At 45.3% G+C, this 26,458-nt stretch carries 19 protein-coding genes; 12 read left to right on the top strand and 7 right to left on the bottom strand.

The window, feature by feature from the left end; all coding sequences use genetic code 11:
• Window positions 1-23: 23 nt before the first annotated feature.
• The 7 genes from I2G42_RS17060 to I2G42_RS13745 all read right to left on the bottom strand — a co-directional run bounded on the left by I2G42_RS17060 (window position 24) and on the right by I2G42_RS13745 (window position 7,352).
• The gene (locus I2G42_RS17060; RefSeq protein WP_368249307.1) at window positions 24-116 is read right to left on the bottom strand and encodes a DUF6783 domain-containing protein; all 93 of its coding nucleotides are present in this window, start codon (window positions 114-116) and stop codon (window positions 24-26) included.
• A gap of 65 nt (window positions 117-181) precedes the next feature.
• Window positions 182-1,192: a GGGtGRT protein gene (locus I2G42_RS13770; RefSeq protein WP_022463017.1), complete on the bottom strand. Its 1,011-nt coding sequence runs from the start codon at window positions 1,190-1,192 to the stop codon at window positions 182-184.
• 25 nt (window positions 1,193-1,217) lie between these two features.
• A complete protein-coding gene (locus I2G42_RS13765; RefSeq protein WP_022463018.1) occupies window positions 1,218-1,910 on the bottom strand; it encodes an iron-sulfur cluster assembly scaffold protein in 693 nt (230 codons plus the stop codon).
• 224 nt (window positions 1,911-2,134) lie between these two features.
• The gene (locus I2G42_RS13760) at window positions 2,135-2,800 is read right to left on the bottom strand and encodes an acyltransferase (protein WP_055228579.1); all 666 of its coding nucleotides are present in this window, start codon (window positions 2,798-2,800) and stop codon (window positions 2,135-2,137) included.
• Window positions 2,801-2,848: 48 nt separating this feature from the next.
• On the bottom strand, window positions 2,849-4,951 hold the full coding sequence (locus I2G42_RS13755; protein ID WP_055228580.1) for a DNA topoisomerase: 2,103 nt from the start codon (window positions 4,949-4,951) through the stop codon (window positions 2,849-2,851).
• The gene (locus I2G42_RS13750; RefSeq protein WP_055228581.1) at window positions 4,948-5,706 is read right to left on the bottom strand and encodes a formate/nitrite transporter family protein; all 759 of its coding nucleotides are present in this window, start codon (window positions 5,704-5,706) and stop codon (window positions 4,948-4,950) included. The genes I2G42_RS13755 and I2G42_RS13750 overlap by 4 nt, the downstream gene beginning before the upstream one ends.
• A gap of 446 nt (window positions 5,707-6,152) precedes the next feature.
• Window positions 6,153-7,352, bottom strand: coding sequence for a helix-turn-helix domain-containing protein (locus I2G42_RS13745; RefSeq protein WP_055228582.1), 1,200 nt, complete (start codon window positions 7,350-7,352; stop codon window positions 6,153-6,155).
• A gap of 220 nt (window positions 7,353-7,572) precedes the next feature.
• Between I2G42_RS13745 and I2G42_RS13740 the strand changes: the two genes are divergently transcribed.
• The 12 genes from I2G42_RS13740 to I2G42_RS13685 all read left to right on the top strand — a co-directional run bounded on the left by I2G42_RS13740 (window position 7,573) and on the right by I2G42_RS13685 (window position 26,449).
• Entirely contained in the window at window positions 7,573-10,023 is a 2,451-nt protein-coding gene (locus I2G42_RS13740) for a beta-galactosidase (protein ID WP_055228583.1), read from the top strand.
• Between the two features lie 92 nt (window positions 10,024-10,115).
• Window positions 10,116-11,549 (top strand): MFS transporter, encoded by a 1,434-nt coding sequence (locus I2G42_RS13735; RefSeq protein ID WP_055228584.1) that lies wholly within the window; start codon window positions 10,116-10,118, stop codon window positions 11,547-11,549.
• Between the two features lie 115 nt (window positions 11,550-11,664).
• Window positions 11,665-14,013, top strand: coding sequence for a GH36-type glycosyl hydrolase domain-containing protein (locus I2G42_RS13730; protein WP_055228585.1), 2,349 nt, complete (start codon window positions 11,665-11,667; stop codon window positions 14,011-14,013).
• Between the two features lie 49 nt (window positions 14,014-14,062).
• Window positions 14,063-16,486 carry a glycoside hydrolase family 3 protein gene (locus I2G42_RS13725; RefSeq protein WP_055228586.1) on the top strand — a complete coding sequence of 808 codons (2,424 nt, stop codon included), beginning with the start codon at window positions 14,063-14,065 and terminating at the stop codon, window positions 16,484-16,486.
• Complete coding sequence (locus I2G42_RS13720) at window positions 16,487-18,901, top strand: glycoside hydrolase family 3 N-terminal domain-containing protein (RefSeq protein WP_055228587.1); 2,415 nt, start codon at window positions 16,487-16,489, stop codon at window positions 18,899-18,901. It abuts the gene before it with no gap.
• A 590-nt stretch (window positions 18,902-19,491) separates the two neighbouring features.
• Window positions 19,492-20,940 (top strand): ParB/RepB/Spo0J family partition protein, encoded by a 1,449-nt coding sequence (locus I2G42_RS13715; RefSeq protein ID WP_055228588.1) that lies wholly within the window; start codon window positions 19,492-19,494, stop codon window positions 20,938-20,940.
• A gap of 282 nt (window positions 20,941-21,222) precedes the next feature.
• Window positions 21,223-21,564 carry a DUF7768 domain-containing protein gene (locus I2G42_RS13710; RefSeq protein ID WP_003020223.1) on the top strand — a complete coding sequence of 114 codons (342 nt, stop codon included), beginning with the start codon at window positions 21,223-21,225 and terminating at the stop codon, window positions 21,562-21,564.
• Complete coding sequence (locus tag I2G42_RS13705) at window positions 21,564-22,277, top strand: antirestriction protein ArdA (RefSeq protein ID WP_055228590.1); 714 nt, start codon at window positions 21,564-21,566, stop codon at window positions 22,275-22,277. Before I2G42_RS13710 ends, I2G42_RS13705 begins: the two co-directional genes overlap by 1 nt.
• A 43-nt stretch (window positions 22,278-22,320) precedes the next feature.
• Window positions 22,321-22,800 (top strand): PcfB family protein, encoded by a 480-nt coding sequence (locus I2G42_RS13700; RefSeq protein WP_330611349.1) that lies wholly within the window; start codon window positions 22,321-22,323, stop codon window positions 22,798-22,800.
• A complete protein-coding gene (locus I2G42_RS13695) occupies window positions 22,787-23,914 on the top strand; it encodes a type IV secretory system conjugative DNA transfer family protein (protein ID WP_242856735.1) in 1,128 nt (375 codons plus the stop codon). The genes I2G42_RS13700 and I2G42_RS13695 overlap by 14 nt, the downstream gene beginning before the upstream one ends.
• Before the next feature lie 271 nt (window positions 23,915-24,185).
• Window positions 24,186-26,069, top strand: coding sequence for a recombinase family protein (locus tag I2G42_RS13690; RefSeq protein ID WP_021738891.1), 1,884 nt, complete (start codon window positions 24,186-24,188; stop codon window positions 26,067-26,069).
• Entirely contained in the window at window positions 26,066-26,449 is a 384-nt protein-coding gene (locus I2G42_RS13685; protein ID WP_055228592.1) for a TnpV protein, read from the top strand. Before I2G42_RS13690 ends, I2G42_RS13685 begins: the two co-directional genes overlap by 4 nt.
• The last annotated feature ends 9 nt before the right edge of the window (window positions 26,450-26,458 follow it).

Here is a 26,458-nt window from a genome sequence, read left to right as displayed (position 1 = left end):
CAGAGGCGTTTTTTGTGCATGGATCAAAATAACATAGCATGTGTTTGAAACATCGTTCCTGCAATCTGCACGCCAAATTTTGCAGGATATCGAAAGCAGCAAAAAAGAAGCGCCATACGGAAAATCCCGCGGCGCTTCTTTTTTGCTCAAATAATTTTATTTACGCAAGGTTTGGCTAATCTTAGAATTTGCCAGCTTTTGCTGCCTCTTCAACAGCAACAGCTACAGCAACAGTCATACCAACCATTGGGTTGTTTCCTGCGCCGATGAGACCCATCATTTCTACGTGAGCCGGTACAGAAGAAGAACCTGCAAACTGAGCGTCAGAATGCATACGTCCCATAGTATCGGTCATACCGTAGGAAGCAGGACCTGCTGCCATGTTGTCCGGGTGAAGAGTACGTCCTGTACCACCGCCGGAAGCAACGGAGAAGTATTTTTTACCAGCTTCGATACGCTCTTTTTTGTAGGTACCTGCAACTGGATGCTGGAAACGAGTCGGGTTGGTGGAGTTTCCGGTGATGGAAACGTCAACGTTCTCTTTCCACATGATAGCAACGCCTTCGCGAACGTCGTTAGCGCCGTAGCAGTTAACTTTCGCACGCGGTCCATCGGAGTATGCTTTTCTGAATACTTCTTTCAGTTCTCCGGTGTAGTAGTCATACTCAGTCTCTACATAAGTAAAGCCGTTGATACGAGCGATGATCTGAGCAGCGTCTTTTCCAAGACCGTTCAGGATAACACGCAGAGGTTTCTGACGTACTTTGTTTGCTTTTTCAGCAATACCGATAGCACCCTCAGCAGCTGCGAAGGACTCATGTCCAGCCAGGAATGCGAAGCACTCGGTGTCCTCTTCCAGAAGCATTTTACCGAGGTTACCATGGCCAAGACCAACTTTACGCTGATCTGCTACAGAACCCGGGATACAGAAGGACTGAAGTCCCTCACCGATTGCTGCAGCAGCTTCAGAAGCTTTGCGGCATCCTTTTTTGATTGCGATTGCTGCGCCTACAGTGTAAGCCCATTTTGCATTCTCGAAGCAGATTGGCTGAATGCCTTCGATCATTTTGTATACATCAAGGCCAGCAGCTTTTGTAACTTCTGCAGCTTCTTCGATGGAGTTGATTCCGTACTCAGCAAGCTTAGCCAGAATCTGTTTCTCTCTTCTTTCATATGATTCAAATAAAGCCATTTTCCTATCCTCCTAAATTATCTGATTACTCTTTTCTCGGGTCAACGATCTTAACAGCATCAGCAACACGTCCGTACTGTCCGCTTGCTTTTTCGAAAGCTGTGTTTGCATCATCGCCGGCTTTGATGAAGTCCATCATCTTTCCGAAGTTGATGAATTTGTAACCGATAATCTCATCATCTGCATCCAGAGCGATACCTGTTACATAACCGTCGGTCATCTCCAGGTAACGAGGTCCTTTTGCAAGAGTTCCGTACATGGTACCAACCTGGGAACGAAGTCCTTTACCAAGGTCTTCCAGGCCTGCGCCTACAACCAGTCCGTCCTCGGAGAATGCACTCTGGCTTCTTCCGTAAACGATCTGCAGGAAGAGCTCTCTCATAGCAGTATTGATAGCATCACACACAAGGTCAGTATTCAGTGCCTCAAGGATGGTAAGTCCTGGCAGAATCTCAGATGCCATAGCTGCAGAATGAGTCATTCCTGAACATCCGATGGTCTCAACGAGAGCTTCCTGGATAACGCCCTCTTTTACGTTCAGAGTCAGTTTGCAGGTACCCTGCTGCGGTGCGCACCAGCCAATACCGTGAGTGAATCCGGAAATGTCTTTGATTTCTTTTGCTTTTACCCATTTTGCTTCCTCCGGAATCGGAGCTGCACCGTGATGCACGCCCTGGGCAACCGGACACATCATTTCTACTTCGTGTGAATAAGTCATTGTTAAACTCCTTTCAAATATGTACTTATTTGAGCTTTTGTCTTTCGAACGGACTGTTTCCAGCCTGTTCACAGACCTATGGTTATTGTCTCACAAAATTGGTCATTCGTCCAGCATATTTTGATAAAAAATTGCAAAGACCACCGGAAAACGATAAAATTTCCGGCGGTCTTTTAAATCAATCGGTTTGGTTTTCTCTCGATAAAAGAGAATTTTTTTAATTATCAGATTTTTTTGACAATTTCTTTCGCATTCTTAAAAATATGACCTGACGGGATCACGCCGCGAACACAGGAGAGTGGATAAATGTTGGAATTTCTTCCGACAACCGTTCCCGGGTTCAATACGCTGTTACAGCCGACCTCAACTTCATCGCCGAGCATCGCACCGAATTTTTTCAGCCCGGTTTCGATCTGTTCATCTGCGCCTTTGACAACAACGAGCTTCTTATCGGATTTTACATTGGAAGTAATGGAACCGGCACCCATATGGGCTTTGTATCCAAGAACAGAGTCGCCGACATAGTTGTAATGCGGAACCTGTACTTTATTAAAGAGAATGACATTTTTCAGTTCGGTGGAGTTTCCAACGACAGCGCCTTCGCCGACAATGGCGTTTCCGCGGATAAAGGCACACTGACGGATCTCAGCGCCTTTTCCAATGATGCATGGGCCGTTAATGGAAGCGGTCGGTGCGATCACGGCATCTTTTGCGATCCAGACATTTTCGCCGCGTTTTTCGTATTCTGCCGGATCGAGTGTTTCGCCGAGTTCAAGAATAAAATCTTTAATGAGCGGAAGCACTTCCCATGGATACGTTTTGCCTTCAAAGATTTTTGCGGCAATGGTCTGGGTTAAATCATAAAGTTCAGAAATGGTTGCATCTTTCATGCGTGATTCATCCTTTCTTGTTTTAGTTCCTGTTTATCTTACCACATTTCAGGAGTTCTGTGCGCCTTTTTTTCTGGCGGTGGAATAGGACTTTGCAGAGGAGTCTTCTGCAGCGGTACGTTTCCCGGTACGGGAGCGCGTGGAAGAGGCTTTTCTGTAATACGGCGCGGACGCATCAAAGCTGCTCTTTAGCTGGAACTGATTCCGCAGCTGCTTCACATTTACCGTGTGGCGTGTCACAAAGTTTTCCAGTTTTCCCATATATTCCTCGGAGGTAATGGAGCCTTCCGCTACATAGGTAAGTCCCTTTTCCCAGCTTGCCGTCAGCTCCGGATTCAGAAGCGGGCGGATCGACTGGTGTACGACGTCGTAGATCATTTCGCCAAGCTGTGTCGGGGTGATAACCTGCGTCTTTTTGTTCAGAGCAAGATATTTGATAAAGACAAGCTTTTTCAGAATCTCAGCACGCGTCGCACTCGTTCCGATGCCGCTTCCCTTAATCTGTTCGCGCAGCTCCTCGTCTTCAATGAGCTGTCCGGCATTTTCCATTGCAAGGATCATCGAACCGGAGGTGTAGCGTTTTGGCGGAGAGGTTTCTCCTTCTTTGATAGAAAGGCCGAGAAGATTCAGCTCGCTGCCTTTCTGCAGCTGGGACAGCGCTGCAAGAAAAGAGGGATCGCAAGTCGTCTCGTCCTCCTTTCTGCCCTCGTCGTCCTCCTCTTTCTTACGGAAGAAAGAATACTGCATGACTTTTAAATAGCCCTCCTGCACGAGAACACGGAAGTTGGAGAAAAACTGCTCGCCGCCGATTTCGGTGACAAGAGCAACTTTCTGATAGACCGCCGGCGGATAGAAGATACCGAGAAAACGGCGGACAATCGTCTCATAAACTTTTGCGGAGAGTTCCGAGAGGTTCCGCAGATTGTTAAGGCCCTGTCCGGTCGGAATGATCGCATAGTGATCGGTAATCTGTTTATCGTTTGTATAGCGGGTGGAACCAATCTTTTTCCAGCTTTCGCCCTGCGAAATTTCATTTGCAAGGCCGCTGCAGATACCGTACTGCTGCAGGCCGCGCAGGTTTTTGCTGATTTCCCTGGCAACGGCAGAAGAAAGCACACGGGCATCGGTTCGCGGATAGGTAACCAGCTTTTTCTCGTAAAGCTCCTGAACAACTTTCAGCGTTTCATCCGGGCTGATTTTGAAAAAGCGGGCACAGTCGTTTTGCAGCTCCGCAAGGTTGTAAAGCAGTGGCGCATTTTTATTTTCCTTTTTTCGCTCCATTTTCAGGACATGCGGGATCAGAGGATTCTGCATGCTTAATTCCTCAATCAGTTTCTGTGCGTCCTCTTTTTTCTGGAAGCCGTTCTCCTTATAGAGAAGCGGAGAGTTGAAGTAGCGGCTGCCTTTTACGGCGCGCCATTCCCCCTCAAAATTGCGTCCATTTAAGGAAAGACCGGCGATGACACGGTAGAATGGTGTTTTCACAAAGCTACGGATTTCGCGCTCCCGGCGTACGACCATGCCGAGCACACATGTCATAACACGGCCGACGGAAATAGACTGATATTTAGTGCCGAGATACGATGCGACAGCGCTTCCGTATTTGAGCGAGAGAAGACGGGAAAAGTTAATGCCCATCAGGTAATCTTCTTTGGCGCGGAGATAAGCGGATGCCGAAAGATTGTCGTATTCACTTTCGTCCTTCGCTTCGCGGATACCGCGCAGGATTTCTTCTTCTGTCTGCGAGTCGATCCAGACACGCTTCTGTTTCTTGTCTTTGATACCGGCCATCTGCGCGACGAGACGATAGATGTATTCTCCCTCACGCCCGGAGTCGGTACAGACATAAATGGTTTCAATATCCTCCCGGTGGAGCAGGTTACTCACAATGGTGAACTGCTTTTTTACTTCCGGGATAATTTCATATTTGAAGTTTTCAGGCAAAAAAGGCAGGGTCTCGAGACTCCACCTTTTTAACGCAGGATCATATTTTTCCGGATAGCTCATCGTAACCAGGTGACCGACGCACCAGGTTACGACGGACTGATCCGACTCTAAGTATCCATCCCTGCGCTGCATATTCTGTTTTAACGCTTTTGCGAACTCCTGAGCAACGCTCGGTTTTTCCGCAATGTATAAAGATTTTGTCATTTATCTGCACTCATCATTCGAAGCGGCCAGGCAAGGAGCACACCGCCTCCTATTGCGTTTCCTATAGTTACAATGACCATACTTTTCAATGCGGCAGTCAGAGAAATGCCGCCTGGGACCAGAAGTGCAGCGGTAACAAAGGTGGCCATATTGGCAACGCAGTGTTCAAAACCGGCAACAACGAATCCGGTGATGCAAAGTATAATCATGAAAAATTTGGCAACTTCATTTTTGCATTTCATGCCGCAGGCAACGGCAAGGCAGACGAAGAAGTTGCAGAGAATGGCACGGAAAAACATTTCTCCGGCAGGAATGGAAAGTTTATTTCCAATAAATCCTGCGTAATAATCGGCAGTACCGGAAGCACCTGCCAGTACGAAAATTACGGAGAGAATCAGGCATCCGACAAAGTTTCCGATGTAGCTTACCAGCCATACTTTTCCAACCTGTGCCCAGGAGACTTTTTTGTCATAGGCCCCAAATGCCATAACAAGATTGTTTCCGGTGAAAAGCTCTGCACCGATAAAAACGATCAGCAGAACCGCAATGGCAAACACAATACCGCCAAGCAGTTTTCCCCAGGCAGGATCTGTACTCTGGAACGTATTGCCTACCACGTTGGAGAAAATCATGGCAACCACGATAAAGAAACCGGCCATGACTGCACGGAGAAAGTATTTCCCCGGGTGTTCTTTCAGCAGCCTTGCTTTGTTTACGGCTGCCTCTGAAAATTTTTGTACGTCATCATAAGGCATAGAATAACTCCTTTCTTATGTCCCGTAGGATGGACATATCCCCTCTCTTTTTGTCCGGGGGATGGTCTTTTTTTCCGGAGCAGCTTGCAAATGCTTCGGATTTCGCGCTTTCAACTTTGGCTATTATAGCATTTCCCGGAAAGATTCGCAATGAAGGAGGAAGAAAAAAGTATATTTCCACAGAAATGTCAGAAAATAAGGGGTGAAACGACAGATTGTATGATGAACTCAGAGGGATTGAAACAAGGATTGAAAGCTTTTTTTATGTTCTGTTTTACAAAGATCTCGGACACAGTGAAATTGTAAACCATGATGATCCGGCGTTTGTGAAACTGGTTTATCATCTGCACTGATGTTCATTCTTAGCAAAAACCTCATCTGCTGTTTTCATACAAAAGATAAAACGGCAGGTGAGGTTTTTGTAATGGGCCTCTGGAAAGGATAAACTAAAGCCGTATAGTATCCATTACACCGGATTTTTTCCGGTATTCTAAAGGAGTCATATGATACTGTTTTTTGAATAAACTCTGAAAATGAGGCTGGCTGGAAAAGCAGAGATAACTGCTGATTTCAGCCAGACTTTTTGTACTGTAGGTTAAAAGCATTTTAGCTTCTTCTAATTTACATCTTGTAATGAAAGCACCTATGGTAAAGCCGAGCTCAGTTTTGAATTTTTTCATCGTGTAGGAAGTACTTTTCTGAATGGAATCCGAGACATCATTCACAGAGATGGATTCGTTTGTATGTGTACGGATAAAATTCATACAGGTATAAACTTCTCTTGAGATTCCAGCAGGGATTTTGGTTTCACCTGCCTGCTGACAAAAATCCAGAATCATGGAGTATTGCAGTGCCTGGATTTTTTCCAGTGACTGCAGTGCCTCGCATTCCTGAATATAAAGATCCAGAAGCTGATATGTTTTTTCAATATCTACTCCTCCCGGAATGGCACCAAGAACAGCGGTTTTGATTGCTGTCACGATAAAAAGATTTTTGGCATGGCGAATCGGGGTTTTTGCAAGTCTGCCTTCTTCTAATTGTAATGTATTATTCTTCAAAAAATTCTGCAAAGCATTTACATTTCCGTTTTGAACAAACTGAAAAAGTTCGCATTCAAACTGGTAAGTGTTATGCATCTTTTTATTTTCCATATTTTCTGTAATGGATTTCAAATGCTGCTGGCTCTGCCGCAATTGCTGGGGTGCACGCTGTCCCAATAATTTCAACACACTGATTTCCTTGTGGTTCACACATTGATGCAGGAAAACAAGATGCTGACAAAATTGGATATGTGATAACCGGGGAATGGAGGCGAGAGCCTCAGCGATTACTTCCTTGTACTTCAGAGGCGTGGCAGAGTCATGCATATAACTGCGGACGAGCTCATCTGTCACAGGAACGGAAAAAACCGGGCCTAAGATGATATATTCACCAGTAGCTTCAATTTGGACAGAGCCATATACAATGTCGGGAGATGCAAAACGAAATTCGGGATTATAATCGGATGGATAAAGCGGATAAGGACTCTCTGTTGAGATGTGGAGCTGTTCTGATAAAGCAGAGTAAATAGCTCCTGCTTCAGTAATTAGATTCGTAGGAATTCCTGTAACGGCATAGTAATTTTTACAAAAAGTAACATAATTCATATGATATTCTCCTGGTATCTGTGGGATGCAGTGGATCAAATTTTCGTTTGAAAGTTTCTGCAAAGCAATTCACGATTCCTTCACTTCCAAATTTAAAGTATAAAATGGAAAAAGAAAAATAACAATACGAAAACATATAATTTTGTATGTTTTTATGTAATATCTTTCCTTTCATTTTTGATAAAGTGCGATTAGAAAAAAGGAAAGGCGGATCATACGTATGAGACAACCGATTAAAATTAATAAAACGAATCCAAATAAAGGTGTTCTCGATTATTCTTATCTTTTGGATGCACCAGCTGGAAAACATGGATTTGTAACGACAAGGAATGGCCATTTTTATTTTGAAGATGGTGTAAGGGCAAAATTTCTTGGGTTTAATGTGGCTGCAAGATCAAATACCCCGGATCATGAAACCGCAGAGAAACTGGCGGAACGTTTTGCGAGCCTGGGCGTGAATGTGATTCGGCTCCATGCAGCAGATGCCCCAATCAGCGAAGAACCACGCAGCTGGTCCAGCTGTAAAGAAGCTCCACTTTTAGATTATGAAAAAGGAAACGGGAGAGAATTTCATCCGGAAGGTCTGGATCGATTTGACTATTTTGTCGCAAAATTGAAAGAGCGGGGTATTTACTTTCACATTGATCTTATCGTTGCAAGAGATTTTGTAGAAGGAGATGGGCTGGACTACCCAGGAAATGCGGGAAGCTGCATCAAACGTTTTCCCATGTACAATAAACGGATGATAGAGCTGCAAAAAGAATATGCCAGAAAGATTCTCTGTCATGTGAATCCTTATACAGGTCTTGCACTGATTGACGATCCGGCGGTGATCACGGTTCAGATCAATAATGAAGATTCTGCGATTAAAGGAACGATGGAAACGGATCAGCGGGAAGAGATGCAGCCATATCGGGATGAGGTACAAAATCGTTTTAACAGCTTCCTCTTGATGAAATATGGAACAAGAGAGCGTCTGAAAGAAGCATGGACATTTGAAGGAAAATGTGCGCTTGGCGAGGAAGAAGATCCTGAGAAAGGAACTGTGCAAGGAACCGCAGGTAATTTCTATCAGCCGGAATGCGACCCTTTGGGAAAATGGGAAGAAAATGAAAGTCCGGCCCGCTATGCTGATTTTATGGAATTTGGCATTACGATGAATCGTAATTTTTATCAGGATATGAAAGATTATCTTCATTCCCTTGGAGTAAAAGTTCCGATCGTGACAAGCAATCTGGTTGCCGGTGCAGCGGATGTATATGGCCATACCGACGGGGATTTTATGGAAAATAACAGCTATTTTAATCACCCGCTGCTTCCGATCCAGGAGGCAAATACCTATCTGGTTGCAGGGCCGGCCGAATATGTGTCAACGAACCCGCTGACCATGCAGACAGGAGTTGGTTCTATGGCAACAACACTTTTAAATCTTGCTTCCGTTGCCATTGTAAAAGGAAAGCCTTTCATGCTCAGTGAGTGGAACGAATATGGGGAACATCCTTTCCATTCGACAGCATATGTGCACACGGTTGCCTATGCATGCTTGAACGACTGGGACGGACTGATTTTATACAATTATCATACGTCGGAAAAGGCGGACGATCAGCCGGACGATGAAATCTGGAGTGTTTTTGATGTATATAATGATCCGGCGGTTATCTGTCAGTGGGGATTTATGGCATCTGTATTTCTCAAAGGGCTGGTATCGGCGGCTAAAAATCGTGTAGATGTCGTATATACACAGAACGATTTGAAAACACTGCCGAAAATGCACGCAATGCCAACTACTTTTTTACCTTACATCACATGTATGCGAAATGTATTCCTGGACGGAGGGGATACCTATCAGGGAGACGCGGCTGTTGCAGTGAACGCAGGATTTTTGAACGGGGCAGATCTCTCGGAGGCAGAACACGGTGTGTATTATGCATGGTCACCGTATCGTGACGCATGGCGGAAATATAAAGACCACAACAGGCTGAAACAGGCAGCGAAGAATGCAGAAGAGATACGAGAAGGCGTGTATCTGGGAGCACAGGCACTTGTCTTTGATGAAATTCAGAAAATCGCAGGCACAGGAGATTATCGTGAATTTGCTGCAATTCTTGACCGGGCAATGAAAGAATGGAAGATACTTTCGGAGGAATGTGGTCTGGTAGATGGAAAACTGATTTCTGATACAAAAGAGCTGGTGTTTGATCCGGCACATGCCCGGTTCGTAATTCATACACCGTATTGCGGATATTTCAGTGGAAGCCCAGCAGAAAGTCTGCGGCTGTCTGAAAAAATTGAGATCCAGTCAGAAAATGAGCGGATTACGCTGGCACTTCTTCCAGTGGGAAAGGAAAAACTGGAGCAGGCAGAGGAATTTGTGATCACTGCGATGGGAACAACGGGAATGGACAAGACAACGTATCAGGAAGGTGCACAGATGATGGGCTTTCCGTTTACTGCAGTACACTTTCAGGGAAAATTATATGCCGAAACGCTGGAAGGAAGAATCTACGTAAAAGCTAAGGAGGCCGTTCTTACAGCATTAGATCCAATGGGAAATGAAATTGGAAGAATAGAAGGAAAAGAGACAGAAAAAGGAGTATGTTTTCTTCTGTCAGGCAATCTTCCAAGTGTTCAATATAATTTAAAAATAAAAAAAGAATGCCCAAATATATAATATTAAATTGCTATATGTAATAAAAGAAACAAAATACTTGATAGAATACAAGTATAAAACAGCGGCTGTAAAAAACGATGGGAGAAAAAGATATGGGAAAAAAGAAACAAAAAGTCCTCTATGATGCAGACGGGGCAAGAAGAGTTATGAGAAAAAGAGATTATATGGCTGATATGGGAGGTCAGTTAGCGATAGGCGTGATGGCCAATCTGGTTGGTCAGCTTACTTACTTTTATACAGATAAAGTCGGCATGGCGGTAGGCGGAGTCGGAATTGCGATGATGATCGCTAAGATTATAGATGCACTGACGGACGTTCTTGTGGGAAATATGATTGACCACTCCAAAGGTGGAAATAAGAAATATTACTCCTGGATGCTGAAAATGGCGATTCCTGCAGCAGTCATCATCATTATGATGTTTACGGTCCCGATTCAGGAAGGACAGACAGTGGCATTGATTTATGTACTGGTTACCAATCTTCTTTTAACAGCAGTTATTTATACTATGATTGCCACACCGTTTTCAGCGGTTATGATTGTGCGTACCCACAGCCAGAGTGAGCGAAGCAATATGGGGCTGTTCCGTGCAGTCGGAAACTACGGTGCCGGAACAATCATTGCTATTATCACAATTCCGGTAACCAATATGCTGGGTGGTACACAGAGTGCATGGATCAAATATGGTGTTGCGCTTGCACTTGGCGTTTTATTACTTTTCCTGATCTGCTACAACAATGGAAGAAAAGCAAAATTTGCTTCGGATTATGAAAGCGAATCGGAAAACGCATCAGAAACAGCACCGACAGAAACAGAAGAAGAGGAAGCAGTTCCATTTAAAGATGCTATAAAAATGTTATTGCAGAATAAATACTGGGTGATCGTTCTTCTGTTCAATTTGATTACCAATATTACCGCTGCAGTGGCAGCAGCTTCGGGTACATACTATGCAAAATGGATTTTTGGCAACGATAATCTTGTTGCAGTCATAGGAGCGGCAGGTATGCTGGCAACGGTAATCGGATTTGTGGTTTCCAAGCCGATCATTTCGAAGCTGGGTGTTACAAAAACAATTCAGCTTGGGTTAATGGGAGCTGCCATTCCATCCCTGATCCGCTGCTTTATTCCGGAAAACTTTATGGTTTATGCAGCAACCAGCCTTGTGGCGAGCTTTATCCAGATTCCACTGATGTGTCTGTACGGCGTATTAACAGCAATGACGGTAGATTATAACGAATGGAAATATGGAAAGAAATTAGTTGCAATGTCGGGCGGAGCCATAGGATTTGGAAGTAAAGTGGGAAGCGGCCTTGGATCTGTTATCTTATCCGCATTTCTTGCCATTGGCGGATATCAGGCATCGCTGGAAAGTGCAACTGCTTCCATGCGATATTCGATTTATGGATTTTCCAACTATCTTCCGCTGGTTGTAAACCTGGCTATGTTCCTGATTTTTACCAGATTTGATCTGGAAGAAAAATTACCAAAGATGCGGGAAGAAGTACTTGCGAGAAAAGAGAAAAAATAAACGGAGAAACTACAAGGTCGGTACAGGAAAGACTGTACCGACTTTGCAGTTGTCATTCAATTTACAGAAACTGCCAGTGGCAGGCTCTGTAGGTTAAAAATAAGGAGAATTGAAAATGAGCGATACATCATGCAATGAAAAAAAGAAACCTTATACATTTTCAGAAGATGGAAATTCCTGCATTATAACAGAAACCAGAACACCAAGATACTGGTATAATTATCTGTGGAATGAAAATCATTACTGTGCGCAGATTTCCCAGACAGGACATGGGCGCAGCTATTACCTCAGTGAAAAAGCAGATATGTGTATGATGAATCAGGACGATGCAAGATATATCTATCTAAGAGACGAGAAAAGCAAAGAATGCTGGAATATCGGCGAAGGTCCATTAAATACGGAAGTAGAAAATTATCAGTGCGTACACAGCATTGGATCTTCCAGAATCCAGTCTTCTTATCAGAATATTGCAAGTTCCTGGCGGCTGTTTGTACCGGAAGAAGGATACCAGGAAGTGTGGACTTTGAAAATAAAAAATACAGGGGAAAGACAGCGCCATCTCAGCATATTTTCAGCAGTCAGCTTTTATCTGGAGGGCTTTTCTTATCCGCGATATTATGAAATGTATCGTTGTATGGAAACAGATTATGATGAAAAGTTAAAGGGTGTATATTGCAGATCCGCACATCCTTTCGCACCGCACAAAAGATACAACGCATTTCTGGCAGCATCAGAGCCGGCATACGCATATGATGGAAATCTGGAAGCATTTTGCGGGACAACCAGTACCATAACAAGGCTGGATGCATCAGCAAGCGCGCTTTTCCAGAGACCGGACATTGTCGTAAAGGGAAAAGACTGTACAAATTCCAAAGCGGCCCTTTTTATTCTGGGCGGTGTGCTGCAGCATAAAATTGTGCTACAGCCAGGAGAAGAAAAAGAATTACAGTTTGTATTTGGAATCAGTGAATCACTTGAAGAGGCAAGGGCGGTATCGGAAAAGTTTTCCAATTCTGCAGCTGTGGAAAAGGAACTTGAAAAAGCAGAAACGCATTATCTGGAAAAATATCGTTCGCTGACCGTGGAAACGCCGGATGAAAAAATCAATCACATGATGAATAACTGGGTGAAAAAACAGGTGGATTTTTGCATTGTCGGGAAAAAAGGAGTCCGCGATAATCTTCAGATTGCGGTTGGCCTGTTAAACTATCGGCAGGAAACAGCAAAAAAAGAGATTCTGGAATGTCTTCGCCATCAGTTTCGGGATGGTCATGGAGTTCTTACGTGGTATCCTTATGATGATACCCGGTATTCCGATCAGCCGTTCTGGATCATATGGGCTGTCTGCCAGCTGATAAAAGAAACGGGAGACTTTTCTATCCTGGATCTGGAGATTGAATGGCAGGATGGAGGGAAGGCGGCTGTTCTGGATCATGTGAAAGCGGCTGTGAATCGATTGCTGCAGGATAAAGGAAAGCATGGACTGGTACGGATTTATTTTGCGGACTGGAATGATGCACTCAATGTTACAACGGATGAATATGCGGAATCCGTAATGCTTTCCCATCAGTTCTGCCTGGCACTGAAGGAATTAGAAGCATTACTGAAGAAAAAAGGCGATCAGGTATATGCCGGAAAAATAGCAGAGGAATATCGTATCTTACGAAACAGCATTAATGCATATGCATGGGATGGAGCGTGGTACATGCGGGCGTTAAGTGATGTGGAGAATATTGGTTCCAAAAACAGCGAAGGAAGCAAAATTTATCTGAACGCGCAGACATGGGCTGTTTTAGGAGATGTTGCAGATGCAGAGAAATTACCAAAGATATTAAAAGCAGTGGATTCCATGGAGCATGATTTTGGATTTCCGTTAAATCTTCCGCCGTATCAGAAGTATTCGCCAAATGTAGGGAGAATGTCCGGCATGCTGCCAGGATTGTTTGAAAATGGTGGTGTATACTGTCATGCTACAGGGTTTAAAATTCTGATGGACTGCAAGGTGGGGAGAGGAAGCAAAGCATTCGAAACACTGAAAAAAATTATGCCGGACAGTGATAAAAATCCATCCATGCAATCCGGAGCAGAACCATATGTTTTTACAAACTGTTATTCTACCAATCCCGGATATTATGGAAAATCCTACCAGTCCTGGACAACGGGAACTTCTGCGTGGTGCATGATGGGGGTGTACGAAGGAATCCTCGGAATCAAACGGGATTACGATGGACTGCGGATCGATCCGTGTCTGCCGAAAGAATGGGAAAAGGCAGAAGTGACCAGACATTTTCGAGGTGCTGATTATCATGTAATCATCGAAAATCCAGATCATCTGGAAAAAGGAGTGCTTGAAATTAAGACAGATGGAGCAGTTTGCGATATGTCCGACAAAGCAGATGGGTTTGTGCTGCCTGATTTCAAGGATGGAAAAATGCATGAAGTCCATGTTATATTGCGTAAATAGACAAAAGAGGCTTGTTTAGGAAGACATCAGCAGAAAGAAAGGAAAAGAGATGAAAAAAAGTATTTTTCAGGAACTTGTGGAAGAATCAATTGTTCTTTTGAAAAATGAAGAGCAGATCTTGCCATTAAAAGAAAAAAAGGTGGCTTTTTTGGGACGGGCACAGATAGAAACCATTTTTTCGGGAAACGGTTCGGGAGCATCCAAATCCCTTGCAAACAAGAATCTCTTATGTGAATGTGAAAAAAGAGGAATCTGTGCAGAAGCAGGGTTAAAACAATTTTACACCAGCCATCAAAAAAACGAATCGGAAAAGTTTGTGATTGACGGTATTGATATCACAAATGTAGAAAATATGAACTGTGGTTTTATGTATGAGATCTTTGGAAAATATCAGCCGATGTGGACAGAGTATCACATTCCGGGGCAGCTGATGCAGAAAGCCAGGGAGTTTACCGATACCGCTGTTTTTGTGCTGGGAAGGAATGCCGGTGGGGAAGAATGTGACAGACACATCGAAGGTGATTATGAACTTACCGAATCCGAAAAAGAACTGCTGGAACAGGTGTGCTGTGTTTTTCCACATGTGATCGTTGTACTGAATATTAATGGAATGATCGATATGCAGTGGGTGAACGCCTATTCCGCAATCAAGGCCGTGGTGTTTCTGGGAATTCCGGGCGAAGAAGGCTGCGGAGCATTAGCTGATATTCTGACGGGGGCTGTGAATCCATCTGGCAAATTAAGTTTTTCCATGGCAGAGTCTTTCAAAGACTACCCGACAGCAGAAAATTTCACCTGGAATAAAGAACAGGAAGATGAAATTTTAACTTACGAAAATTATGGACTGGATGCAAAGGCAAATGGAAGTACAGGATATACGAAAAGCCCGGTAACGGTGTATCAGGAAGACATTTATCTGGGGTATCGCTATTTTGATACCTTTCGGAAACTGGTATTGTACCCCTTTGGATATGGAATGTCTTACACATCGTTTACGATTCTTCCGAAAGAGATGAAACAGGAAAAAGAAGAGGTGGAATTTATTACGGAGGTAACAAATTCCGGAAATTATGCAGGAAAAGAAACGATACAGCTTTATTTGTCCTGCTCTGGTACAGAGTCGGAAAAACCGGAAAAAGAATTAAAAGGCTTTGCAAAAACGAGACTTCTTGCTCCGGGGGAGAAGCAGAATATTTCGATCCGAATATCCATGCAGGATCTGGCAGGATATGTTGAGACATCTGCATCATATATCCTGGAAAAGGGAAAATATCAGTTTTTTATCGGAAATTCATCCCGTGAGACAATTTTTGCAGGAGAAATCCAGATAAGAGAAGATTACGTAATTAAAAAATGTGTGAATCGTCTTTGCGTGCAAAACTGCAATGTAGAGCATTTGCAGGTACTATCTGCAAGAGAAGGACGAAAAAAGGTCCGAATGCATGAAAAGAAAAAAGAAGAGACCGATGGTTTAAAAGAGCAGGAAAGATATGATCTTTTACGGGATGAAATGGAACAAGTAAAAAATTTCAGTATCGAACAGCTGGCTGCATTGTGTGTGGGGTATGGACCTGGAATTCCATTTGCAGCGTTCAGCAAACAGGAACAGCCGGAAACTATATTGGATGGTCAGGGAAATCCAATGACCAAAAACGATCATCCAGTCGGAGCAAAAGGATATGTCTCCCCGGCTATGCCAGAAAAAGGTATTCATTCCATTTTTTATAAAGATGGACCGGCAGGTGTGGGAACGGGGGCCTGGCCAACGGCTATGCTGATTTCCTGCGCATTCAATAAAGAACTGTGGGAAGCGTTTGGAAATGCGGTTGGCGCAGAGTGCGAAAAGAAAGCGGTTGACGTATGGCTGGCACCAGCAGTCAATCTGCACCGGAATCCGCTTTGCGGGCGAAATTTTGAATATTTTTCGGAGGATCCTTATCTGACCGGAATCTGTGCGGTCCAGATTACAAAGGGCGTTCAGGAAAATCATCCTGTCCGCGTCTGCCCCAAACATTTTGCCGTGAATGAACAGGAAACGTATCGAAGAGGAAGTGCGAAGAAGCGGTACGATGCGGTAGATTCCATCCTTACGGAACGTGCATTGCGGGAACTTTATCTGAAACCTTTTGAAATGTTGGTTCGAGATGCCGGAGTATCTTTTATTATGACATCGTTTAATAAAATTAATGGGGTTCTTGCAGCTGGAAATCGAGATTTGTGTACGCATATTTTACGGGAAGAATGGAACTTTGATGGTGTTGTCGTTACTGACTGGGGCGATATGGATATTGTCGCAGATGGCGGCGATGCTGTGGCAGCGGGAAATGATATCGTGATGCCGGGTGGCCCGCCGGTGATCCGGCAGATTTTGCAGGCCTATCAGGAGAGACGGATTACCAGAAAAGATCTGGAAAGGAGTGTTGCAAGATTGTTACATGTTCTGAAGTTATTTGAGAAAGGGGAGCGTATTTAAATGAAATCATATAGGGATCATACACTGGGTGCAAAAGAAAGAGCCTCTCTTCTGCTCAAAGAAATGAGCCTTGACGAAAAGATGGCACAGATTAACTGTGTTTTTCCTTTTGATCAGGATGCCTATAACTTTGAAAAAATTCAGCAGGAGACAAAATACGGAATGGGAGAAGTAAGCACGCTGGAAATGCGCAGGATGGAGACACTTGATGAAGTGGCTGCATGGCAGAGAAAAGTGCAGAAGATTGTGATGGAAAACAGTGCCCATCGAATACCGGCAATCTTTCATATGGAAGGATTGTGCGGGGCCTTCATTCAGGATTCCACCAGTTTTCCGTCTGGGATTGGCAGGGGAGCAAGCTTTGATCCCAAGCTGGAAGAACAGATTGCAGAAATTGTGAGCAGACAGGAAACGGCCTGTGGCATTACCCATATACTGGCACCGGTTCTGGATGTGGCAAGAGATCCGCGTATGGGCCGTTTTGGAGAAAGTTATGGAGAAGATGCTTCCCTTGTAAGTGCGATGGGGGCAGCGTATACGAAAGGAATACAAAAGAATACAGTTGCTTCAAGAAAAGCAGAAAGTGTGGCAAAACATTTTGTGGCTTTTCATAATTCGCAGGGTGGAATTCATGGAACACACAGCGAAACGCCGACGCGACTTTTAGAAGAAGTGTTTGCAAAACCTTTCCAGGCAGCAATCACAGAGTCAGATCTGAAAGGTATTATGCCTTGTTATTGCTCTGTGAATGGAGAAGATGTATCTGCTTCTCATAACATGCTTACGAAACTGCTTCGGGAAAAAATGGGATTTGACGGCATGTGCATCAGCGATTACGGTGCAGTGGGAAATGCGCATAGTGTACATCATATTGGAGAAACATTTGAAGAAGCCGGTGCGATGTGTCTTCATGCGGGAATGGATATCGAGATGCCGTCCTGTACTGGCTATAATGAGAAATTAAAAGAGATGTTTTCAAGTGGAAAACTGGATATCCATATTTTGGATACAGCGGTTTTGCGGGTTCTGGAGGGAAAATTCAGAATGGGCTTATTTGAAAATCCCTATGCGCTGGAAGGAAAAGAGCTTCATGCTCTTGTAATGCAGGAAGCAGACAGGAACACTTCCCTGCGGTCGGCCAGAGAATCCATGGTACTGCTGAAAAATGACGGCGTATTGCCGATTGCGGAAAAAGGGAAAAAAATTGCGGTGATCGGACCGCATGCCGGGTATGCCAGAAAAATGTTTGGTGGATACACACATATGTGCATGATGGAGTCTACCTATGCGATTGCCAATTCTATTGCAGGTGTAAGCGGAGTTGTACAGGCAGATGCAGATGAGATTATTACGGTTCCGGGAACCAATATTCAGTCTGATGAGACAGAGCAGTTTGATCAGATCCTGAAAAGACAGAAACCGCAATGCAGAAATCTGTATGAAGAATTACAAATCCGCTTTCCGGAAAGTGAGATTTTATATGCATATGGCTATCCGATTGCAGGAAACGACGAAAGTCATTTTGAAGAAGCGCTGCAGGCAGCAAAGCAGGCAGACATTGTGATACTGACGCTTGGCGGTAAGCACGGAACGTGTTCCATGGCATCAATGGGAGAAGGAATTGACAGTACTGATATTAACCTTCCAAAGTGTCAGGATGCATTTATTCGCAAGGCTGCGCAGCTTGGAAAACCATTGGTTGGCGTTCACTTTGATGGAAGACCGATTTCCAGTGATGCTGCAGAGGAATATTTAGATGCTATTCTGGAAGCATGGAGTCCATCGGAAACAGGAGCAGAAGCAGTAGTTGATATTTTGACCGGAATATATAATCCGGGAGGAAAACTTCCGGTTACCGTTGCTTATGGAGTGGGACAGCTTCCGGTTTATTACAATCATCCATATGGTTCCTCCTGGGATCAGAGCGGCAGTATCGGTTTTGCCAATTATGTGAATATGCCGCACAGACCGAGATATTATTTTGGATACGGACTGTCGTATACAACATTTACATATTCGGATTTACATATCTCGATGGGAAATGAAAAGGCAGCAGATACGGTTCAGATCTCCTGCGCTGTTGAGAACACGGGAAGCTGTGAAGGAGATGAGGTCGTCCAGCTTTATTTACGAGATGAATATGCCAGCCTGACAAGACCAGTAAAAGAACTGGCAGGTTTTAAGCGCATTCACCTGCGAAAGGGCGAAAAGAAAACGGTATGCTTTGAGGTGAAAACGGATCAAATGGCTTTTCTGGACATTGATATGCACTGGAAAGTGGAAAAAGGACGATATGCAGTAGAGGTCGGAAGTTCTTCAGAAGATATTCGTTTAAGAGGAAACTACTGTGTGAAAGAAAATAAATGGGTTGCGGGAAGAAACAGAGCGTTTTGGGCAAGTGCCGCAGCGAAATAAAAAGAACAGAACCGGATGGTTTCAGAACAGCTGATACCTGCACTTTTTGCCAGGGCATCCGGGGAGATTTCTTCCGCATAATGGCGTTCAATAAACTCCAGCATTTTTCGCATGCGGATTGACACGGGATTTTCCGAAATGCGCTCCGGGATGGTGGTATGTTTTAGAAAAATGCACCAGAGCATCGAAAATTGTGGATAATACTTCACAGCAGTAAAAGTCAGCTATGTTTTGGCAATATTTTAATAATTTTTGCAGATATTTTCATATTATTTTTTCGATATAATAAGTATACTTGTTGTAAAAAGGATTGTAAAGGTAGTCCAAATGGACAATAATAGTTTATCACATACAACGTGGAATTGTAAGTACCATATGATTACTTCCTATTAGGAACACTGTAAATACAAGGCTTTTCGGAGCCTGCAAACCAGAAAAAATAATATTTGATCTATCACATTACGCAAAAAGCCGTCCGGCATGAAAAACGGGCGGCTTTTTTGCGTGGATAGACGGAAAGGAGGCACAAAAATAACTACAAAATTTTAGCGTTCAAATTTGTGCAACTTTAACGAAAAGGAGGATCGTAAATGGCCGATGAAAAATTGAATACTGGCCCTGCGGAGAATATTTCCCCGGAGGCCGCCGAGCCTATCATCACACCCGAACAGGCCGCAGCGTCTGAGCCCCAGCAGGAACAGACCGGGCCTGCCATACCTGAGTCCGGCGATGTGGTTGTGTCCTTTGACAAAATCAATGAACTTATGGCGGAAAAGAGGCAGAACGCCCGCGCCGAAGTCGAAAAGGCGGAAACCCCCGAAACGCCAGAGGCGGCAGCCCCCGGAGAAACACCGCAGCCCGCCAATACGGAGGAACCGAAAAAGCCGCGCCGTGGCCGTCCGCCGAAAGCGGAAAAGGCTGCGACTGAAAATCAGAAAGCGGAGAAAACGGCTGGGGCCCGCAAGGGCCGCCCACCCAAGGCGGATAAGGCGGCCCCTGACAAGCCCAAGCCGTCCAAACGAGACAAAGTGTCCCGAAGCGATGGAAAGGCCCTGGATGCCAAGGAGCCCATTAAGCCCGCACAGGATACGGCACTGAAGGAAACTGCCGCTGTGGAACAGACGGCTCCCGAGCCGACTACACCGCCCCGCCCGGTTGAGGAAGGCAAGCTGGTTTATCTGAAACTTTCCGAGGTTCATCCGTTTCACACATTCCGTCCGCACCCCTTTAAGGTACGGGACGATGCGAAGATGCAGGAAATCGTTGCTTCTATCCGCGTAAACGGTGTAATGGTTCCCGGTCTTGCCCGCCCGGAGAAAGATGGAAACGGCTATGAAATTGTAGCGGGCCATCGCCGTACCCACGGCAGTGAGCTGGCTGGACTGGAGGAAATGCCCTTTATCGTCCGTGAAATGACCGACCACGAAGCGGTACAGGCCATGAAGGACAGCAACAAGCAGCGTGACGGGATGCTCCCCAGCGAATTGGCCGCGCTGCTGGAACTCGAGGTTGAGGACATCAAGCATCAGGGCGGGCGGCTGAAAGGTGTTGCGGAAGGTGATGTCGGGAAACGCTCGGTTGAGATTGTAGGCGAGGCGCATGAAATGAACTATAAAAAGGTCATGCGCTACTTGCGGCTCAACTCCCTTGTGCCGGAGTTTCTGGATAAGGTAGACGATAAAAAGATGGGCTTCATGCCTGCCGTGGAGCTTTCCTACATCAAACCGAAAAATCAGAGGCTTATTGCTGTTTCCATTGACGGGGAGCAGGCTTCGCCCTCGCTGGCCCAGGCTAAACGGCTTCGGGAGCTGGATAAGGAAGGCAAGCTTAACGGCGATGTCATTGACGGTATCTTATCAGAACAGAAAAAGGAGGATCGAGGCGTGATTATTTCTACTGCGGAACTGGAAAAGTATTTTGGCAAGGAGGTCACTCCCGCCAAAATGAAAGAACAGATTATGTCCCTGCTGGATGACTGGAAAGAAAAACAGCCGCCGGAACTGGCAAAAGCCCCGAAAAAGCAGGAACTTGACAAGTAACAACTTCGAGACACTTTGTCCCGAGGGCCCCGCCCTCGCGCAGAGGCTCTGGTGGTATATATCCCCCGTCGCCGCCTGTTTTTTAGTACAGCCGGGAGTGGGCCGTCAAGGGTGCAGCGCACCGCCGTTTTCGGCGGCTCGCCCTTGACGGTCTGCCCCGGCTGTGCTATTTCCCCGGCAAGCGGCGGGGGTATATCCTCCAGAGCCGCCCCTTTCCCAAGACTGGGAAAGGGCGTGGGGTTTGGGTTGAACTTTCTTATTAAAATATCGGAGGTATGAACGATGAAACGACCCCTTGCTTATATCACCGCTGCATGGCTCGGCGGCGATAGCGAAAATGCAGAACTGGCGGCGCAGTATTGCCGCACCGTGTATGAGGCAGGCTTTTCTCCTATTTGTCCGCCTTTGTACTTGCCCCTGTTTCTCAACGATGCTGTTCCCGAGGAGCATAAAAGCGGCATCGACATGAGCCGTGACCTGCTCCGCCGTTCCCATGTGCTGGTTGTCTGCGGGCACAGTATGACCGAAGCCATGAAAAATGACATCGCCGTGGCCCAGCGGCTGGGAATTACGGCAACAACCCTTGAGGGCATCCTGACCGTCAAGGGACAGGGCCGCCGCTGATGGCAACCCTGTTTGAAGCCTACGTTACCAACGCCGGAAAGTACAGCGAGGGCCAGCTTGTGGGTGAAACACTGAAATTTCCCACAACCGCCCAGGAGGTGGAGGCTCTCTTGAAACGGATCGGCGTGGATGGCGTCCGCTATCAGGAAATTTTTATTACCTCTTTCGATGGGGATGTGTTGGGGCTCTATGACCATTTGAGCGAGTATGAAAATCTGGACGAGCTTAATCATCTGGCCTGCCTGCTTTCCGAGCTTACCTCATCGGAGCTGGAAACACTGGAGGCCGTCCTCGACAGCGGCGATCACTGTTCTTCGGTGCGGGACATCATCAATCTGACACAAAATCTGGACTGTTACGGCTTTTACCCCGGCGTATCCGATGAGGAAACGCTGGGGCGTATTTATGTGGACGATCTGGAAATGTTGGATGTGCCGGATCAGGTAAAACCGTATTTCGATTATGAGGCGTATGGCCGGGATGCCTGCATCCACGAAAACGGCCATTTTGCCCCGGGCGGCTATGTTGTCAAAGAAAGCGATCATTTCGTGGAAGTGTATCACGGCTTGCAGGATATTCCCAAGGAGCATAAGGTATTCTCTTTCCCGAAGCTCTCTATCCGGGAGCAAATGGCCGTTTATCAGGAAATCATAGACGGTTCTTCTTTGGAGGGCTACCGTCAAATGCAGAAAAAAGACCGTGGGGATCGGTGATGGCACTTCGAGACAAATTGTCCCAAGGAAGGAGGCGGTGTAACTGATTGATGAAGATATTTCCCGGCGCACGATAGCCATATCCGTAAAAACAACCAAGCTGACGGCGCGGGGACTGGCGTATGTGCTGGGCATGGTGGGCCGGAAGATCCGCAAGGCATACCGTGGGCGGCAAGTACCGCATGGAAAACAAAGTGTGCGAAAGCTCATGGCCCACGGTACAGCCACCAACAGCATTGAGCTATCCGGGGATACCAAGTCCTTTGACCGCGTGGCCCGGAAATGGAATGTAGACTATGCGTTCTATAAAACCGGGCCGGACAAATACCTGCTGTTTTTCAAGGCTGGACAGGCAGACGCAATGACCGCCTGCTTTTCTGAGTATTCCCGGAAAGTGTTAAGCAAAGCAAAATCGAACCGTGTTCCCATCCGGGAACAACTGCAACAGGCGGCAGATCAGCTTTCCAAAGAAAAGCCGAAGCAGAAAGAACGTGCAAAGGAGGTGGCCCATGAGGACAGATAAGATCAGAAAATATCTCATTCCGAACATTCCCTATCTGTTCATCCTGTGGGCGTTCCTCAAGCTGGGAACGGCCTACCGGCTGGCAGCGGGTAACGATTTTGCACATAAGCTCATCGGACTGGGCCAGACGATTGGCCCGGCCTTTGCTGACTTTGCACCCGGTCTTGCCCCGCTGGATTGGCTTGTTGGTATTGTAGGCGCAGTTGGTTTCCGGCTGCTGATCTATTTCAAAAGCAAGAACGCTAAGAAGTTTCGGCGGGATGCAGAATACGGCAGCGCTCGATGGGGAACGGAAAAAGACATCAAACCGTTTGTCGATCCGAAGTTTGAAAACAACATGATTTTGACCGGGACGGAGTTTCTCACGATGAACACCCGCCCTAAAATCCCCGCAAATGCCCGAAACCTGAATTGCTGTATTATCGGCTCATCCGGCTCCGGCAAAACCCGCTTCTGGCTCACGCCCCAGCTTTTACAGGCTCATTCCTCTTATGTGGTGGTCGATCCCAAAGGCGGTGTGCTGGGACAGGTCGGGGGTTTCCTGCAAAAACGCGGGTACAAAATCAAGGTATTCAACAGCATAGATTTTTCAAAATCCATGCACTATAACCCGCTGGCGTATATCCGCAATGAGGCCGATATTCTGAAATTCGTGGATGCCCTGATTTCCAACACAAAGGGCGAAGGCAAGGAAGGCGATCCATTCTGGACGAAATCGGAAACGCTTTTGTACTGTGCCCTGATTGCCTACATCATTTTCGAGGGGCCTGCCGAGGATCGGAACATGAATACCCTTGTGGATATGATTTCCGGCATGGAGGTCAAGGAGGATGACGAGGACTTTATGAACGCGGTGGACTATATGTTTGCCGGGCTTGAAAAGCGCAAGCCGGATTGCTTCGCGGTCAAACAGTATAAAAAGTACAAATTGGCCAGCGGTGTAGTAAGTTTGAAGAGACTTCTTAATCAATCAAATTTAAAGAGTTGGAGCTCCAAAATGATTAAAAAGTCTCTTGAGGCTTATTTTTTTACCTTAAAGAACAAAATTGTATTTTGTAAAAAACAATTTCAAAACATGTCCGTATTTTGTTTCGTCAGTACAGAGATTGTGTAAGGAACTTTAAAAAGATGACACGAAATCAAAAAAGATGCAGTAAGGGGGCTGTAAAAAGACCTCTGAGCATTTCGTTTAGTGTAAGAATCTTTTTTACTTCTTACACGAACCTTGAAAACGAAACAGCCTGCCCGTAGTGATACCAGAACTGAATAGGCATTCAGCGTGTCTTTTTTGGTTAATACGTCCCGGAAACATCAGAACCCGGTACAGGAACGGATATGGGATGAGAACAGGCAATTAATAAACAAAGGAAGGAGGACATCTGACTATGACAGAGAAACAGGGATTCATGACAGCGTTGTATGAACGTCTTAGTCGTGATGATGAATTAAACGGGGAATCCAACAGTATTTCAAACCAGAAGAAACTGCTGGAACAATATGCAAAAGAACATGGATTTACCAATCTTGTTCATTTTACTGATGATGGTATCTCCGGTACAAGATTTGATCGCCCAGGCTTTCTTGCCATGATGAAAGAAGTAGAGTCGGGGAAAGTCGGAACGATTCTGATTAAAGATATGAGCCGAATGGGAAGAGATTATCTGAAAGTCGGACAATATATGGAATTGCTGCGACAGAAGAATGTCCGCCTGATTGCAGTCAACGAGAATGTAGACAGCTTCCGGGAGGACGATGATTTTACTCCATTCCGAAATATCATGAATGAATGGTATGCAAGGGATACCAGTAAAAAGATAAAATCCACTTTCAAGGCGAAAGGAAAATCCGGCAAGCATGTGGCAAGTACAACACCATATGGGTATCTGAAAGACAAGGATGACCCGAATGTATGGATTGTTGATGAAGAAGCAGCTGTAGTTGTACGGAGAATCTTTCACATGACAATGGATGGGTACGGACCATATCAGATTGCCAAGGCACTGAAAGAGGATAAGGTTGAGATACCAGCGGTTCATATGGCAAAGAAAGATGCCGGATTATGGAAAGGCAGAGTAGAAGAAATCAAAGATCCTTATGGCTGGGGCTCTTCTACTGTTGCAGGCATTCTGAAGAAAAGAGAGTATCTTGGTCATACAGTGAACTTCAAGACCAGAAAACATTTCAAGGATAAGAAAAGCCATTACGTATCTGAAGATAATTGGACGGTGTTTGAGAACACGCAGGAAGCCATTATAGATCAGGAAACTTTTGACAATGTACAGAGAATCCGAAGCAATGTGAGAAGATATCCAGATGGATGGGGAGAAGCCCACCCCTTGACAGGTCTGATGTATTGTGCAGACTGTGGTTCCAAAATGTATGTCCATCGAGTAAATAATGGCAAGCGAGTACCACAATATACTTGTTCTGCATATTCTAAAGTTCCGGTTGGAACACTCTGCCAGACACAGCACAGAATTAATGCTGATGTGGTTATGGAGCTGATTAAGGAACTTTTAAAGGCTGTTGCGGAGTATTCACAGTTGAATCGTGAAGAATTTTTGGAGACAGTAAAAAAGGCACAGACTTCACAGCAGTCCAGTGAGATCACAAGATTGAAAAGCAGATTGGCAGAGGCAAAAAAGCGTGTGCAGGAACTGGAAAAACTGATCTGCAGAATTTATGAGGACAATATTCTTGGCAAGCTGCCAGATGAACGCTATGCGATTCTTGATGGACAGTATTCTAAAGAACAGAAAGATTTGTCGGCAGAAATTGCAGATATGGAAGCTGAATTATCAGGCTATGAAGAAGGTCGCAGATCAGCGGAGAAGTTTATTGCTCTGGTTGATAAATACCAAAATTTTGAGGAATTGACCACTTACATGCTGAATGAATTTGTAGAAAAGATTGTGGTGCATGAGCGTGACCGGAAAGGAAGCGTTGAGACGACACAGGAAGTGGAAATCTATTTTAACTTCATCGGCAGATATTTACCGCCACATTTCGGTGAGGTGAAAATGACACCGGAAGAAATTGAAGAAATGGAAAAACGGGAAGCCAGAAAAGACAGGCTTCACCAGAATTACCTGAGAAGAAAAGCAAATGGAAAGCAGCAGGAATACTATGAACGGACAAAGGCAAAAAAGAAAGCCGAACTGGATGCAAAAAAAGAAGAGATCCGGCAGGAAGATATTGCAAAAGGTGTGTTCATTCCGCTATCACTGCTTCCCCCAGCAGAACCGAAGAAAGGAGTTGCATCAGCATGAGCAAATTAGAAAGAATCATTCACGATAACAGTAATGGTCTGGATTATATCCTTGTCGGGGAAATCTATCTGCCACTGATCGCAGTACCCGAAGAGAAAAGAGAGATTGGTTTTTATGGAAGTCTTCACAGAAACTATCTGAAAGATTACAAGAGTGGCTTGTATTCCTATCTGACATTGAGTGGTAAGCTCTGGACGTATCTCGCAGATCTGAATGAGCAGTGTTTGGAACGCAGGGATTTCCTCATGGAACAGATTATGGAGCAGGAAGGCATTACGGAAGAATTGAAAAGCAGAGATCAGATGGAATGGGTTAGCCGGGCAAACAATGCAAGAAGCCGGGTAGATGAAATTATTTTAAATGAACTGGTGTATGTGTAGGAGGGACTT

The organism is Fusicatenibacter saccharivorans (genome assembly GCF_015557635.1).
GTDB classification, from domain to species: Bacteria; Bacillota; Clostridia; order Lachnospirales; family Lachnospiraceae; genus Fusicatenibacter; species Fusicatenibacter saccharivorans.
Note: the sequence above shows the minus strand (reverse complement) of the source record. Positions and strands in the feature narration are given on the sequence as shown.

Coding starts and splice junctions, on each gene's coding strand:
- I2G42_RS13730 (WP_055228585.1), top strand. CDS start 11,665: ATGAGCGATACATCATGCAATGAAAAAAAGAAACCTTATACATTTTCA.
- I2G42_RS13750 (WP_055228581.1), bottom strand. CDS start 5,706: ATGCCTTATGATGACGTACAAAAATTTTCAGAGGCAGCCGTAAACAAA.
- I2G42_RS13695 (WP_242856735.1), top strand. CDS start 22,787: ATGAGGACAGATAAGATCAGAAAATATCTCATTCCGAACATTCCCTAT.
- I2G42_RS13765 (WP_022463018.1), bottom strand. CDS start 1,910: ATGACTTATTCACACGAAGTAGAAATGATGTGTCCGGTTGCCCAGGGC.
- I2G42_RS13735 (WP_055228584.1), top strand. CDS start 10,116: ATGGGAAAAAAGAAACAAAAAGTCCTCTATGATGCAGACGGGGCAAGA.
- I2G42_RS13740 (WP_055228583.1), top strand. CDS start 7,573: ATGAGACAACCGATTAAAATTAATAAAACGAATCCAAATAAAGGTGTT.
- I2G42_RS13720 (WP_055228587.1), top strand. CDS start 16,487: ATGAAATCATATAGGGATCATACACTGGGTGCAAAAGAAAGAGCCTCT.
- I2G42_RS13745 (WP_055228582.1), bottom strand. CDS start 7,352: ATGAATTATGTTACTTTTTGTAAAAATTACTATGCCGTTACAGGAATT.
- I2G42_RS13755 (WP_055228580.1), bottom strand. CDS start 4,951: ATGACAAAATCTTTATACATTGCGGAAAAACCGAGCGTTGCTCAGGAG.
- I2G42_RS13760 (WP_055228579.1), bottom strand. CDS start 2,800: ATGAAAGATGCAACCATTTCTGAACTTTATGATTTAACCCAGACCATT.
- I2G42_RS13715 (WP_055228588.1), top strand. CDS start 19,492: ATGGCCGATGAAAAATTGAATACTGGCCCTGCGGAGAATATTTCCCCG.
- I2G42_RS13705 (WP_055228590.1), top strand. CDS start 21,564: ATGGCAACCCTGTTTGAAGCCTACGTTACCAACGCCGGAAAGTACAGC.
- I2G42_RS13725 (WP_055228586.1), top strand. CDS start 14,063: ATGAAAAAAAGTATTTTTCAGGAACTTGTGGAAGAATCAATTGTTCTT.
- I2G42_RS17060 (WP_368249307.1), bottom strand. CDS start 116: ATGGCGCTTCTTTTTTGCTGCTTTCGATATCCTGCAAAATTTGGCGTG.
- I2G42_RS13685 (WP_055228592.1), top strand. CDS start 26,066: ATGAGCAAATTAGAAAGAATCATTCACGATAACAGTAATGGTCTGGAT.
- I2G42_RS13710 (WP_003020223.1), top strand. CDS start 21,223: ATGAAACGACCCCTTGCTTATATCACCGCTGCATGGCTCGGCGGCGAT.
- I2G42_RS13690 (WP_021738891.1), top strand. CDS start 24,186: ATGACAGAGAAACAGGGATTCATGACAGCGTTGTATGAACGTCTTAGT.
- I2G42_RS13770 (WP_022463017.1), bottom strand. CDS start 1,192: ATGGCTTTATTTGAATCATATGAAAGAAGAGAGAAACAGATTCTGGCT.